Here is a 13,688-nt window from a genome sequence, read left to right as displayed (position 1 = left end):
CGGATCACGCCGCGGACGCGGGGCTGTTCAGGAGGGCGAGGTAACGGCGGGCGAAGAGGTAGGCGTCACCCGGCCAGCGAGCCGAGAGATAGCGGCCGTCCTCGACGACGAACGCGTCCGTGTCGTCGGTGGCGGTGCCACGCCGGGTCAGGGTGCGGGGGCCGCGTACGAACTGCGTTCCCGGGTCGGCGAGGGCCGCCCTGACCTCGTCCTCGACGTACGCGGGATAGGTGCGGTAGTAGCGGCCGAGGCGCCAGGCGGTGGTGAAGTAGGCCGTGCGTTCCATGTATCTGGGCAGGCAGGTCGTGCGCCGTTCGGCCAGGACGCTCCGGCCGGTGGTGAGGTCGCGGGCGCGGGCGAGCACCAGGACGCCGTGGCAGATCGCGCCGACGGGCCGCCCGAGCGCCCAGAAGCGGGCGATCTGCTGGTGAAGCGCCGTCGAGCCGAGGTACTGCCGCATGCCGGGTGCGTGTCCGCCGGGCAGCAACAGGCCGTCGTACTCCTCGATGTCGACCTCGGCCCAGGAGACGGTGGTGGTGAACTCCGGTGACTTCGTGAGCTGCTCGTAGAACCGCCGGGGTTCCTCGGCGGCACCCAGTTGTCCGAAGAGCACCCCCGTCAGCAGCCGTGGGTCCGCCTCCGGCCGGGTGCTCGCGCGTTCGGTGGCGAGCACCACCTCGTGCCCCGCATCGGTGAGGATCCGCCAGGGAACGGCCACTTCGGTGACGTCGAAGTCGCGGTCGGGGACCGGCATCAGCACACGCATGCGCCCATCATGGCAGGCCCCGGGGTTGCCGCCGGTACGGCTGACAGGAGAGTGGCAACTTCCCTTTTCCGATGGCTTGTTGACGCCTACATTGCCGGTCGACACGTCATCGCAGGAAATGCCAGGAGCTGATTCCGTGCCCGAGAACCCGGCCGCCTCGGAACTCCCCGCCGAGGGGGTGCTCAGCCGGATCATCACGACCCGCCCGCACACGGCCCGGATCTGGAACTACTGGCTCGGCGGCGGCGACTACTACGAGGTCGACCGGGCGGCCGGGGAGCGGATCCGCCAACTACACCCGGGCATCGGCGACTACGCGCGGGCGGACCGGCTGTTCCTGGGACGCGCCGTACGCCATCTGGTCACCGAGTGCGGAACACGCCAGTTCCTCGACATAGGCACCGGCCTGCCGACCGCGGACAACACGCACGAGGTGGCGCAGCGGCTCGCACCGGACGCCCGGATCGTCTACGTCGACAACGACCCGCTGGTCCTGGCGCACGCCCGCGCCCTGCTCACCAGTGCCCCCGAGGGCCGCACCGACCATCTCGACGAGGACCTCCGCAATGTGGACGCCATCCTCGAACGCGCCGCGAGGACACTGGACCTGAGCGAGCCGGTCGGGCTGATGCTGCTCGGGGTCGTCATCTTCATCGGCGACGACGCGGAGGCGTACGACATCGTGCGCCGGCTGCTGGAGGGGCTGCCCTCGGGGAGCCATCTGGTCCTCTCGCACACGATCACCAGCCCGGCGATGCCTGACGTGGACGCCGCCGTCTCCTACTGGAACCAGCACGGCACTCCCTGGATCACCCAGCGCACCCCCGAGGCGGTCGCCCGGTTCTTCGACGGTCTCGATCTCCTGGAGCCCGGTGTCGTCTCCTGTTCGCGCTGGCGTCCGCAGCCGACGGACGGGGACGAACCGGCGGAAGTGGCCATGTTCGGCGGGGTGGGCCACAAACCCTGAACCGGAGAACGGCCGGGGGTGAACGCGAGGGCACGGGCGCACGTATGGAAGGAGGGCTCACGACCGGAGCCCCGGCGGCGTCGACGCCGCACCGTACGGCTTCGGGAGCCCATGCATGAGGCACGCACGACGACGGATCGTCCGACGAGGGACGCGACTCGCGGCCGTCGGCGGGGTCCTCTGCGGAGGGTTGATGGTGACGCACGCCATGGCGAGCGAGCCGTCCGCCGCGTCACGTGCCCCCCAGAGCGCCACCCTGGCCGCCGCGGGCAAGGGCGCGGGTCTGGTGTCGACCCTCGGCACCTCGCGTACGGCGGGCAGTTGGATCGCCGCCGACGGGCGCCCCGTGGTCGCGGTGACCGACTCGGCCGCGGCGGCCGAGGTGCAGAAGGCGGGCGCCCGCCCCAAGGTCGTGAGCCACAGCATGGAGGACCTCAAGTCCGTGACGAAGGCGCTGAAGGCGGCGCCACGGGTCGCGGGCACCGCCTGGGCCATGGACTACGTCCACAACGAGGTGGTGGTGCAGGCCGACCGCACCGTGTCCGCCTCCGACTGGTCCCGGATGAAGAAGCTCGCCGCGAGCATGGGCAGTTCGGTCCGCATGGAGCGGACCGAGGGCACGTTCACCACACGGCTCAACGCCGCCCTGCCGATGTTCTCGACCGGCGGCCGCTGTTCGGCGGGCTACAACGTGACCAACGGGCGCAACGAGTTCATCCTGACGGCCGGGCACTGCGGGCCGGCCGGGTCCGTCTGGTTCGGGGACAACCAGGGCGCCAAGCAACTGGGGCAGACGGTCACCACGGCGTTCCCCGGCAGCGACTTCTCCCTCATCCAGTACAACAACGGCGAGAACGACACCGGGAACAACGTCGTGTCGATCGGGGGCGGCAAGGGCGTCCAGATCATCGGCGCCGCCGATCCGACGGTCGGCCAGCGGGTCTTCCGCAGCGGCAGCACCAGTGGACTCCACGACGGTGAGGTGAAGGCGCTCAACGCGACGGTCAACTACCCCGAGGGCACCGTGACCGGTCTGATCGAGACCAATGTGTGCGCCGAACCGGGCGACAGCGGCGGTCCGTTGTTCTCGGAGGGCATCGCACTCGGCGTGACCTCGGGGGGCAACGGGGACTGCACCGCGGGCGGTACGACGTTCTTCCAGCCGATCACCAAGGCGCTCACGGCGCTCGGGGTGAAACTGACCGGACCGGGGGCGGCCGCCCAGGGCGCGGCGGGAGCCACCGCCCAGTCCTCCCCCGCCCCCGCGTCCTCGCAGGGTGCGGCCGTCGTGCCGGGATCCGCCGCGCCCGGCTCGGTCCAGGCGGTCGGGTCAGGCGCCTCCGAGCCGCTCCTCACCCGCCTCACGGACCCGCAGAACATCGGTCCGGGGCTGCTGGTCATCGCTGGCAGCATCATCGCGCTGGTCGCCACGCGGTACATCCGTACGGAACAGGATCGCAACCGCTACCGGCGGCAGTACTCGCAGAGTTGGGGCTGAGGCCGGGACGGCGGACGAGGGGACGGGGCGGAGACTCCCAACGAGGAGTCACGCCCCGTTCGTCACGGGCCCGCGGGGCGGCCGAGCGGGTTCACGCCGCCTGTATGGGCGACTGGGGGGCGGCTTCCGCCCACTCCAGGACGAGCCGCTGGTACTCCCGCCGCTCCTCCATGCTCAGCGTCCCACCGGCCCGGAACCACAGGGCCCGGATCTCCTCGTTGACATCGGCGGCGGACCGCACGGAGTCGGTTTCAGGAGTGGTGGACATGGTGTGAAGCATACGGGCCTTGGCGTGAAGGCGTTGTGAGTAAAGGTGCGCCTTACGACAATACGGACCGTGAACCTGATCACTCGTCCGACGTGGGATCACCCCCCGCACCTGCTCACCGTCCCTCTCCCGTCCCCAGCACCAGCACCTGAATGGCCAGCACCGCGGCCCCGCGCGCCCAGTCGTGGAAGTCGGAGACCTTCGTCTCCAGATCGACCGGATCGGCCTGCGGGTGGCGGTGTGTGAGGATCGTCTCCTCGACGACCGGGCCCGCCACGTCGACGAGTCCGACGCCTTCTCCGGCGAGCAGGACCTTCTGCGGCATGGCGAAGTTGGCGATCTGTGCGACGAGGGTGCCGAGCGCGCGGGCCGCCTCGTCGAGGACGCGGGCCGGCAGCGGGTCACCCGCCGCGGCACGGGCGAGGATCTCCTCGTAGGTCAGGTCCTCGCCGGTGGCGGCACTGACCTGGTAGCGGATGCTGGGGATGGTCAGCAGGGAGATGGCGCTGCCGCGTTCCCCTTCGGGGGTGAGGGGGCCGTACGGGTTCACGATCCAGCGGCGGCCCACGCCCCGCCCGTCCTCGACGGAGGCGACCCGGCTGCCGCCGAGGACGAGGCCGTAGCCGATCCCGGCGCCGATGGTGAGGACCACGAAGCGGTCGAGTCCACGGCCGGCGCCGAACCAGGTCTCGGCCTCCACGAGGGCGGCGACGTCGTTCTCGACGACCACCGGCAACCCGGTGCGCGATGCGACGAGTTCGGCCAGCGGGACGTCCGTCCAGCCGAGGAAGGCCGACTCGGCGACGACCGATCGTTTCTCGACACGGCCGCCGACGCCGATGCCGATTCCGGCCGGCGCGGGAAAGGAACGGGTGAGTTCCTCGGTCATCTCCGCCAGCAGGTCGGCGACTTCGGCCGGGGTGTGGGTGGTGAGCGGGCGGTCGTGACGCGCCACGATGTCGCTGCGCAGGGTGGTGACGACGCCGTAGACCATGTCCTCGGTGATCTTGAATCCGATGAAGGAGCGGGACTCGGCGACGATGTCCAGGGGCTGTGAGGGACGCCCCTGCCGTACCTCCGCGCTCTCCCCCTCACCCGACTCGGCGGCCTCGATCAGCAGGCCGGACTCGATCAGCGGTTTGGTCAGCCGGGTGAGGCTGCCCGCCGACAGGTTCAGGCGGCGCGCGATCTCGCTGCGCGACAGCGGCCCGTGCACGAGCACCTCGATCGCCACCGCCCGCTCACCCGGACTCAGGGGCAGCCAGCCGGCGGCGGCACGTGTGGTCATGAGGGTCGAACTCCCACAAGATTTTATTTCGCCTCGGAATTAATGACATCACTCTATGGCGCGACAGTTCGCCGGAAAAGATACGCACAGGACTCTTGACGCCTTGATTGTTCCGCATCAAAAGTAAATGAGTCCAGGACGAGCCCGACCCGTGAAGTCTCCACCAGTGAAGGATGTTGCTCAGATGACGTTCTCTCTCGGCATCGTCGGCGCCGGCCAGTTCTCCGGCCAGTTCGCGAAGCTGTTTCTCGCCCACCCCGGCGTCGCCGATGTCCACGTCACCGATCTGCTCCCCGAGCGGGCGGAGGAACTGGCGGCCACCGAAGGGCTGTCGGGCACCTTCCCCTCGTACGAGGCGATGCTGGAGTCGAAGGCGGTGGACGCCGTCGCGATCTTCACCCAGCGCTGGACCCACGGGCCGCTGGTGCTCCAGGGACTCCGGGCGGGCAAGCACGTCTACTCCACGGTGCCGATGGCCATCACCCGGGACGAGATCGCCGCGATCATCGACGCGGTACGGGAGACCGGACTGACGTACATGATGGGCGAGACCAGCCAGTACAACCCGGCGACGGTCCACGCCCGCAACCAGATCGCCGAGGGCGCCTTCGGGCGGCTGTTCTACGCCGAGGGCGACTACGTCCACGACATGGATCTCGGGTTCTACGAGGCGTACCAGTACAGCGGCGGCGAGAACTGGAAGGCGACCGCCAGCTATCCCCCACTCCTGTACCCGACGCACTCGGTGGGCGGGGTGCTCGGCGCCTGGCGGACGCACGCGGTGAGCGTGTCGGCCATCGGAGTGCGCGACGAGCGCGGGGACGGAGTGTTCGACAAGGAGGTCAGCCAGTTCGGCAATGACTTCTCCAACGCCACGGCGCTGTTCGAGGTGGCGGGCGGCGGCTCGTTCCGTACGAACGAGTTCCGGCGGGTCGGATATCCCTCGCACATCCGGGAGTCCCGCTTCCGGTTCTTCGGGACCGACGCCAGCATGGAACAGCTCGCCACGGTGAGCTTCTGGCAGGACAAGAAGGGGGTGCGGGACATCACGGAGCTGCTCGAGCCCAAGCCGACGCTGGCGCCGGACGATCCCTCGCTCCGGCACATCGCGCCGGCTCTGCGGGCCGCGTTCACGTCCGGGTCGGCGCCCGTGCACGACCGGGCGCGACTCCCCCGGGAGTTCGACCACCTGCACAACGGGCACGAGGGCAGCCACCACTTCCTGGTGGACGACTTCGTGACCGCGGTCGACACCCGGACGCTGCCGTCGGTGAACGCGTGGGTCGCGGCCCGCTACACCCTGCCGGGCATCGTCGCGCACGAGTCCGCGCGGCAGGGCGGGGTCAGGCTGGAGATCCCGGACTTCGGGGACGCGCCCGGGGCGTGAGGTCCCCGGGCGGGGCCGGGTGCCGTCAGGTGCCCGGCTTGCGGCCGTACACGAAGACGTCGTCGCCGTTCTTCAGCAGCGACCAGTACTTCTTGGCGGTGGTCGTGGTCATGTTGACGCAGCCGTGCGAGCCGGGCGGGTTCCACATGCTCAGGCCGACCGAGTGGAAGGCCTGGCCGCCGTCGAAGAACTGGCTGTAGGGCATGGGCACGTTGTAGATGGTCGAGACGTGGTCGATGTCCCGCCAGTAGATCTTCTTCAGACCGGTGCGGGTCTCGTACCCGTCGCGTCCCGTGCGGACCGGAACCGGACCGTAGACGAGCCTGCTGCCGTCCTGGATCCAGCTGAGCTGGAGCGTCAGGTTGACGCAGGCGATGCGGCCCTTGTTGACGGGACACTTGCCGTCCTTGTTGGGCTTGTTGCCGACGGCCTTCTGCTTGTTCATCAGGTCCATCACGCCCCAGGTGACGGACCCGGCGTAGCCCGCGTTCGGGGTGATGCCGTGCTTGGTCTGGAAGGCCTGGATCGCCTTGCAGTCGGCGGTGGACTGCCGGCCGTCGACCGGTCGGCCGAGGAACTTCTCCACCTGCTTCTGGTACGGGCCGGTCTGTGTCGTGCAGCTCGCGGCCTGCGCGGGCGCCGTGCCCAGCGCGAGCGTCAGCGGCGCGACCAGTCCGGTGATCCCCAGAGCGACGGCTCCCCGTCTGCGTATGTCCCCCATGTCAGGCCCTTCTGTCTGCGTGTTCCCGGGTGTTTCCCTCGTTCTCCGCCTGCTAGACCCGCGTCGGGGCGCAGGCGTTGTACGGCTGTCCGGTCTGCGACGAAACGGTGACATCGGGAGCAGTCCAGTTACCTCGGATTGGACCAGGCTCCGGGTGCGGAGCCCGGCCTACGCTGCCGCCATGCACCGCGCACTCGCCGACGATCTCTCCCGGCTTCCCGAGCTCCTGCAGTCCGCCCGTGACTTCGCCGCCGGGGAGGTGGACGGACTCGACGGGCGTCCCGTCGCCCACCCCGGCAAGGTGCCCGATCCCGAGCCACTGCCGGCCGAGGGGCGCGGCGCGCAGGGCACACTGAGCCGGTTCGCCGAGCGCTGGGCGCCCGGATTCTCCGGTTCCGCGGGCCCGCGCTACCTCGGTTTCGTCACCGGCGGCGCGACGCCCGCCTCGCTCACCGGGGACTGGCTGACCGGCGCGTACGACCAGAACGTGTCCGGTGGCGCCGGATCGTCGGCGAGCGCGCTGGAGCGGGAGACGGTGGGCTGGCTGCGCGAGCTGTTCGGACTGGGCGAGGCGCACAGCGGGGCGTTCGTGACCGGCGCGACCGTCTCGAACACGGTCGGTCTGGCGATCGCGCGGGAGTGGCTCGGCGAGCGGCTGGGGGTGTCCGTGTCACGGGAGGGCGCCGCCGCGCTCGGACCGGTCGACGTCCTGTCCGGCTCCCCGCACTCCAGCGTCACCAAGGCGCTGTCGGTGCTCGGCATCGGCCGGGACCGGCTGCGCACGGTGCCGGTGCTGCCCGGGAACCGTGAGGCCGTCGACGTCGAGCGGCTGGCCGCCGCCCTCGAGGCGCTCGGCGGGCGCCCGGCGGTCGTCGTGGCGAACGCCGGAACCGTGAACACCGTCGACTTCGACGATCTGCGGGCCATCGCCGCGCTCAAGGAGCGGTACGACTTCTGGCTGCACGTGGACGCGGCGTTCGGCGGCTTCGCCGCGCTGTCGCCGTCGTACGCGCATCTCGTCGACGGGCTCGACGCGGCCGACTCCGTCTGTGTCGACCTGCACAAGTGGCTCAACGTCCCCTACGACGCGGCCGTGCAGTTCACGCGCCGCCGGGACCTCCAGGTCCGGGTCTTCCACAACGAGTCCCCGTACCTGGGCCTGCCGACCGGCGACCCCGACTTCCTGCACCTCACACCGGAGAACTCGCGCCGGCTGCGGGCGCTCCCGGCGTGGTTCTCGCTGATGGCGTACGGACGCGAGGGGCATCGCGAGATCGTCGAGCGGAACATCGCGCTCGCCCGGCTGCTGGGCGAACGCATCACGGACGTACCGGAGTTGCGGCTCCTGGCGCCCGTCCGGCTCAACGTCGTCTGCTTCACCCTCGCAGACGAGCCCACGCGGGAGCGGGTGCACGCGCTGGCGGCGGCGGTCGCGGCCTCGGGCGAGGCCTACGTGACGCCGACCGTGTACGCGGGGACTCAGGGGCTGCGGGCCGCCTTCAGCAACTGGCGTACGACCAAGGCCGACACCGAGAGGGTGTTCTCCGTCCTGCGGTCGGCCGCCCTCACGGCCTCACCGCGCTCCGGAAACCCGTGTTGACCGCGGTGAGGCCGCCGTCCACGCACAGCGTGGTCCCGGTGATCCATGCCGCGTCCCCGGAGGCGAGGAAGGCGACGGCGGCCGCGATGTCGTCCGGTTCACCGACCCGTCCGAGCGGATGGATCCCCGACGCCTGGGCGAGATCGTCGTCGCGGCCCTCCCACGCCGGGGTGCGGACCGTGCCCGGCGCGACCAGGTTGACCCGCACACCACGGGGCGCCGCGTGCCCCGCGAGGGTGCGGGTGAGGGACATGAGGCCCGCCTTGGCCGCGCTGTAGGCATGGTTGCCGAAGTCCTGGATGCCGTTCACCGAACCGATGTTGACGATGGCGCCCCGGCCCGAGGCCACCAGGTGCGGGAGGGCCGCGCGGCTGCAGCGGTACGCGCCGGTCAGGGTGAGGTCGAGGTCACGGGCCCACACCTCGTCCGGCTCGTCCTCGAAGAGCGGGGCGTCGGGAGAGCACCCGTACGCGTTGTTGACCAGGACGTCGAGCGAGCCGAAGGAGTCCACGGCGTACGCGACGGCCGCCTCCACCGCCGCGCGGTCCCCCACGTCACACGCCAACTCCTCGGCGCGCGCCCCCAGTTCGCGGATCGCGGCGGCCGTCTTCTCCGCCTCGGCCGGGTCGACGTCCGTGACGAGCACCCGGGCGCCCTCCTCGGCCAGCCGGCGGGCGGTGGCCGCGCCGATGCCGCGGGCCGCGCCCGTGATCAGGACTCCGTATCCTTCAAAGCGCCTCATGACAGATACCGTGCGCCCATGTCCGCGTTCATACAACAACTTCCGGCACTGATCGGCGTGGTCATCGGTGCGCTCGGCTCGTATCTGGCGATCGTGCGAGGCGATCGGGCCCGCTTCCGTCGGGAGCGGACGGCCCGATGGGAGGAACGGCGGCTCGCGGTGTACGGCGACTACGCGCGGTCGCTCAAGAAGAGCGTCACTCTGACCTACCGGGTGGCGTCACACCTGGGCAACGACCCGCACCCGCACCCCTTGTCCCCGGAGGAGGCCGAGCCGCTGCTGGCCGAGGCCACCCTCGCGCGGGATCCGTCCGGGGAGGCGCTGATCCTCCTGGGCAGTCCGGAGGTGGTGGAGCGGGCCCGGGCGTGGGTGGTCGGGGTGATGGAGATGGAGCAGTTCCTGCGCGACGGGACGCGTGACCCACAGGCATGGCAGACCCTGTTGGAGCGGCAGCGCGCCGGGCGCGAGGGCTACTACGCGGCCGTGCGGGAGGATCTGGCGCTGCCCCCGGGCCACTCCGCGCGCTGGCCGGTGCAGCCTGTGCAGCACACCTGATCTCAGCGATACCCCGTCACATCCGCCGGCCTGCCCGCGTCCTGGACCTCGACGAGATAACGCCAGGCGTCGGGCCTGCTGCCGTCGCGGTCGGTGAAGCCGTACTCCTTGGCCAGCTGACCGCTGGAGAGCGAGCGTCCGTTCCAGCGCGCGACGTCCGGGTCGGCGGCCAGCGCGGCCACGGCACGGCCGACGTAGGAGGGCGTCTCGGAGATGGCGAAGTGCGGGACGCGCTCGAGGGCGTCCCGCCAGTTCTCCTCGCTGACGTCGAAGTTGTCGAGCATCATCTCCGAGCGCAGCCAGCCGGGGGTGAGCGCGAGGGCGGTGGCGCCGCGCGGGCCGAGTTCGTGGCCGAGGGAGAACGCCATGCGCAGGACGGACGCCTTGGCGAGGTCGTAGAAGAAGGAGACGCGGTAGGTGTCCCGGTTGTACTCGGCGGTGCCGTCGGTCATCTCGACGACGAGGCCGCCGGGGGCGCGCAGCAGCAGGGGCAGTGCGTGGTGGCTGGTGATCGCATGCGTCTCGACGGCCCGGCGCAGCAGCCCGAGGCCCTGGTCGAGGTCGGTCTCCCAGAGCGGGGTGTCCCACTCGAAGTCCTTCTCGCCGCCCCAGACGTCGTTGACGAGGACGTCGAGGCGGCCCTGTTCGTCCGCGATGCGGGCGACCAGGGCCGCGACCTCGGCGGGGACCAGATGGTCGGTGGGCACCGCGATGCCGGCGCCTCCGGCCGCGGTGACCAGGTCCGCCGTGTCCTCGATCGTCTCGGGGCGGTCGTACTCGGAGCGCCGTTCGCGCGTGCTGCGTCCGGTGACGTAGACGGTGGCGCCGGCCGCGCCGAGCTCCACCGCGATTCCCCGGCCCGCTCCTCGGGTCGCTCCCGCGACCAGCGCGACCCTGCCGTCCAACGGCCCTGGCATGTCCGACCTCCGTGCTCGTGGCGTTCACGGGCTGCCTTCGCCCGTGTGTCCCCACGAGAGTCCCTCGGAAGCCGGACATCTCCTGTCGTGATTCGCTGGTGTGTCGCGACGGGCCCGGCCCGGTCAGTGACCGCGCTTGATCCACTCCTCCAGATGCGGGGCCTCGGCACCGATCGTGGTCGAGTCCCCGTGCCCGGTGCGGACGACCGTGTCGGCCGGGAGGGTGAGCAGGCGCTCGCGGATCGACTCGACGATCGTCGGGAAGTGGGAGAAGGAGCGCCCGGTGGCTCCGGGCCCGCCCTGGAAGAGCGTGTCACCGGTGAAGACGGTGCCCAGGCCCGGGTCGTAGAGGCAGACCGCGCCCGGGGCGTGGCCGGGCGTGTGCAGGACGGTCAGGTCCGCGCCGGCCGCCTCGATCACCTGCCCGTCCTGCAGCCAGGCGTCGGGGAGCCGGTCGGGGTGGGTCTGCTTCCACAGCTGCAGATCGTCGGGGTGGAGCCAGATCGTGGCGCCGGTGCGCTCGGCGAGGGCGGGCGCGGCGTCGATGTGGTCGTTGTGGGCGTGGGTGCACACGATGGCCAGCAGCCGCCGGTCGCCCACCGCCGCGGCGATGGCGTCGGCGTCGTGCGCGGCGTCGATGACGATCGCCTCGTGGTCGTCGCCGACGATCCACACGTTGTTCTCGACGTCCCAGGTGCCGCCGTCGAGCGAGAACGTGCCCGAGGTGACGAGGTGCTCGACCCGGGCGATCATCACAGCACCACCACCGAACGCAGCACGTCACCGTGGTGCATCCGCTCGAAGGCGGCCTCGATCCCGTCGAGGGCGATCGTCTCGCTCACGAACGCGTCCAGGTCCAGTCGCCCCTGGAGGTGCAGGTCGATGAGCATCGGGAAGTCGCGGGAGGGCAGGCAGTCGCCGTACCAGGACGACTTGAGGGCGCCGCCGCGTCCGAAGACGTCGAGGAGCGGCAGTTCGAGCTTCATCTCGGGGGTGGGCACGCCGACGAGGACGACCGTGCCGGCGAGGTCGCGGGCGTAGAAGGCCTGCTTGTACGTCTCCGGGCGGCCGACCGCGTCGATGACGACGTCGGCGCCGAAGCCGCCGGTGAATCCCTGGATCGCCTCGACGGGGTCGGTCGAGGTGGAGTTGACGGTGTGGGTCGCGCCGAGCTTCGAGGCGGTGGTGAGCTTCCGGTCGTCGATGTCGACGGCGATGATCTTCGCGGCGCCGGCCAGCCGGGCTCCGGCGATCGCGGCGTTGCCGACGCCACCGCAGCCGATGACGGCGACGGAGTCCCCGCGGCCGACGTTACCGGTGTTGAGGGCGGCGCCGATGCCCGCCATCACTCCGCAGCCGAGCAGACCGGCGACCGCCGGGGAGACCGCGGGGTCGACCTTGGTGCACTGTCCGGCGGCGACCAGGGTCTTGTCCGCGAAGGCGCCGATGCCCAGGGCCGGGGACAGTTCGGTGCCGTCCTTGAGCGTCATCTTCTGCTTGGCGTTGTGCGTGTTGAAGCAGTACCAGGGTCGCCCGCGCAGACAGGCCCGGCACTGCCCGCACACTGCACGCCAGTTGAGGACGACGAAGTCGCCGGGAGCCACGTCCGTGACACCGTCGCCGACCGACTCCACGATCCCGGCCGCCTCGTGGCCGAGCAGGAAGGGGAAGTCGTCGTTGATGCCGCCCTGCTTGTAGTGCAGGTCGGTGTGGCAGACCCCGCACGCCTGGATCTTCACCACGGCCTCTCCCGGCCCCGGATCCGGCACGACGATGGTCTCGACGCGCACCGGTTCGTTCTTGCCCGGGGCGATCACGCCACGTACTTCCTGCGCCATGGTGGTGAACCCTTCCGTAGATCGACGTTCGTCAACCGACCCTACGGTGTGACCCGCCAGTAACCGACCGGTAGAACGCCTGGTGGCGTGCGGCCGCCTCGGTCCAGGTGTGGCGGGCGGCCAGCTTCCGGCCAAGGGCGGCGCGTACCGGATCGTCCGAGGTGAGGGCGTGGCCGAGCGCGGTAGCGAAGGCCTCCGGCGTGTCTGCGAAGCGGGCGGCGGACCCGAAGACCTCACGCAGGACGGGCAGATCACGGACGACCAGCGGGACGCCCGCGGCGAGCGCCTCCATCGCGGCGAGTCCGAAGCCCTCCTTGAGGGAGGGGAACGCGAAGACGTCGGCCGCGGCCACGAGCGACGGCAGGTCGGACTCCGGTACGGCGCCGAGGACGACCGGCTCGATGCCGAGTCCGGCGGCCCGGGCCTCCCACCTCGCCCGGTAGTCGCGGTAGTCGAAGAGGGTCTCGCCGCCCGCGATCACCAGCCGCACCTCGGGACGCGCGGCGCGCAGCAGGGCGTAGGCCTCGATGAGGTCGAGGGAGCCCTTGCGCGGCTCGATCCCGCCGACGGTCAGGACGTACGGGCCGAGGCGGGCGCGCCAGGCGGCGCGGGCCGCGGGATCGGTGGTCGCGAACCGTTCGTACGCCACTCCGTTGGGGATGACGGCGGGGTCGAGGCCCCAGCCCGCGCGGAGTTCGTCCGCGACGGACCGCGAGACGCAGAGGTGTGCGTACGGCTCGACGATGGCCCGTTCGTGGCAGGCGGCCAGTTCGAGGGTGGTGAAGTGGTCGAGGTGGTGGACGGTGCGGACGCAGGGGCCCGCCGCGTTGGCGCTGATGCAGTCCTGGGCGTGGACGATGTCGTACGCCGCCGCGCACGGGGCGAAGGCGGCGCGGAGAGTGGCGATGGAGCGCAGGATGCGCGCGCCGACGGTCTCCTCCCGCGGGCCGTCGGGGAACGGGACGATCCGTACGCGCACCTCGTCGTCGACCTCGCGGAAGAAGCCGCGGTCGCCGCCCCGGCCGAGCGACCAGACGGTGACGTCCTCGCCGGCCGCGGCGAGCGCCTCGGCGAGCGCGAGGGTGTGCACGACACCACCGCGCGGCCTGGTGGAGTAGCTGAGCAGGGCGATCTTCACGAG

14 protein-coding genes are annotated in these 13,688 nt (G+C 71.1%); 5 read left to right on the top strand and 9 right to left on the bottom strand.

Annotated elements, in window-relative coordinates; genetic code table 11:
- Positions 1-4: 4 nt before the first annotated feature.
- A complete protein-coding gene (locus KVT44_RS34965) occupies positions 5-766 on the bottom strand; it encodes a type 1 glutamine amidotransferase domain-containing protein (RefSeq protein WP_217571364.1) in 762 nt (253 codons plus the stop codon).
- 136 nt (positions 767-902) lie between these two features.
- On the opposite strand from KVT44_RS34965, the gene KVT44_RS34960 reads away from it, so the two are divergent.
- Together KVT44_RS34960 and KVT44_RS34955 are read left to right on the top strand one after the other, a co-directional pair.
- Entirely contained in the window at positions 903-1,733 is an 831-nt protein-coding gene (locus KVT44_RS34960) for an SAM-dependent methyltransferase (RefSeq protein WP_190171131.1), read from the top strand.
- A 115-nt stretch (positions 1,734-1,848) separates the two neighbouring features.
- Positions 1,849-3,231, top strand: a complete 1,383-nt coding sequence (locus KVT44_RS34955; protein WP_190171130.1) for a S1 family peptidase — start codon at positions 1,849-1,851, stop codon at positions 3,229-3,231.
- 91 nt (positions 3,232-3,322) lie between these two features.
- Here KVT44_RS34955 and KVT44_RS34950 read toward each other — a convergent pair whose 3' ends face one another.
- The gene (locus tag KVT44_RS34950) at positions 3,323-3,511 is read right to left on the bottom strand and encodes a hypothetical protein (protein WP_095850844.1); all 189 of its coding nucleotides are present in this window, start codon (positions 3,509-3,511) and stop codon (positions 3,323-3,325) included.
- 103 nt (positions 3,512-3,614) lie between these two features.
- Positions 3,615-4,787 (bottom strand): ROK family transcriptional regulator, encoded by a 1,173-nt coding sequence (locus KVT44_RS34945; protein ID WP_217571362.1) that lies wholly within the window; start codon positions 4,785-4,787, stop codon positions 3,615-3,617.
- A gap of 184 nt (positions 4,788-4,971) precedes the next feature.
- Between KVT44_RS34945 and KVT44_RS34940 the strand changes: the two genes are divergently transcribed.
- Positions 4,972-6,174 carry a Gfo/Idh/MocA family protein gene (locus KVT44_RS34940; RefSeq protein WP_217571360.1) on the top strand — a complete coding sequence of 401 codons (1,203 nt, stop codon included), beginning with the start codon at positions 4,972-4,974 and terminating at the stop codon, positions 6,172-6,174.
- A gap of 25 nt (positions 6,175-6,199) precedes the next feature.
- Here KVT44_RS34940 and KVT44_RS34935 read toward each other — a convergent pair whose 3' ends face one another.
- Positions 6,200-6,895, bottom strand: a complete 696-nt coding sequence (locus tag KVT44_RS34935) for a L,D-transpeptidase (protein WP_099919015.1) — start codon at positions 6,893-6,895, stop codon at positions 6,200-6,202.
- 181 nt (positions 6,896-7,076) lie between these two features.
- Here KVT44_RS34935 and KVT44_RS34930 point away from each other — a divergent pair, with 181 nt between their 5' ends.
- On the top strand, positions 7,077-8,495 hold the full coding sequence (locus KVT44_RS34930) for a pyridoxal-dependent decarboxylase (RefSeq protein ID WP_217571358.1): 1,419 nt from the start codon (positions 7,077-7,079) through the stop codon (positions 8,493-8,495).
- On the opposite strand, the gene KVT44_RS34925 is transcribed toward KVT44_RS34930, so the two are convergent.
- Complete coding sequence (locus KVT44_RS34925; protein ID WP_099919017.1) at positions 8,461-9,237, bottom strand: SDR family NAD(P)-dependent oxidoreductase; 777 nt, start codon at positions 9,235-9,237, stop codon at positions 8,461-8,463. The genes KVT44_RS34930 and KVT44_RS34925 overlap by 35 nt on opposite strands.
- Before the next feature lie 18 nt (positions 9,238-9,255).
- Between KVT44_RS34925 and KVT44_RS34920 the strand changes: the two genes are divergently transcribed.
- Entirely contained in the window at positions 9,256-9,792 is a 537-nt protein-coding gene (locus KVT44_RS34920; protein ID WP_217571356.1) for a hypothetical protein, read from the top strand.
- A gap of 2 nt (positions 9,793-9,794) precedes the next feature.
- Here the strand turns inward: KVT44_RS34920 and KVT44_RS34915 are convergent, their stop codons facing one another.
- The 4 genes from KVT44_RS34915 to KVT44_RS34900 all read right to left on the bottom strand — a co-directional run bounded on the left by KVT44_RS34915 (position 9,795) and on the right by KVT44_RS34900 (position 13,685).
- Complete coding sequence (locus KVT44_RS34915) at positions 9,795-10,709, bottom strand: SDR family oxidoreductase (RefSeq protein ID WP_217571354.1); 915 nt, start codon at positions 10,707-10,709, stop codon at positions 9,795-9,797.
- Positions 10,710-10,832: 123 nt separating this feature from the next.
- Positions 10,833-11,462 carry an MBL fold metallo-hydrolase gene (locus KVT44_RS34910; RefSeq protein ID WP_099919020.1) on the bottom strand — a complete coding sequence of 210 codons (630 nt, stop codon included), beginning with the start codon at positions 11,460-11,462 and terminating at the stop codon, positions 10,833-10,835.
- Positions 11,462-12,547: an S-(hydroxymethyl)mycothiol dehydrogenase gene (locus tag KVT44_RS34905; RefSeq protein WP_099919021.1), complete on the bottom strand. Its 1,086-nt coding sequence runs from the start codon at positions 12,545-12,547 to the stop codon at positions 11,462-11,464. The genes KVT44_RS34910 and KVT44_RS34905 overlap by 1 nt, the downstream gene beginning before the upstream one ends.
- Before the next feature lie 31 nt (positions 12,548-12,578).
- Positions 12,579-13,685 (bottom strand): MSMEG_0565 family glycosyltransferase, encoded by a 1,107-nt coding sequence (locus KVT44_RS34900; RefSeq protein WP_217571352.1) that lies wholly within the window; start codon positions 13,683-13,685, stop codon positions 12,579-12,581.
- Positions 13,686-13,688 lie beyond the last annotated feature (3 nt).

It is taken from the genome of Streptomyces sp. GbtcB7 (assembly GCF_019091445.1).
GTDB lineage: Bacteria > Actinomycetota > Actinomycetes > Streptomycetales > Streptomycetaceae > Streptomyces > Streptomyces mirabilis.
Note: the sequence above shows the minus strand (reverse complement) of the source record. Positions and strands in the feature narration are given on the sequence as shown.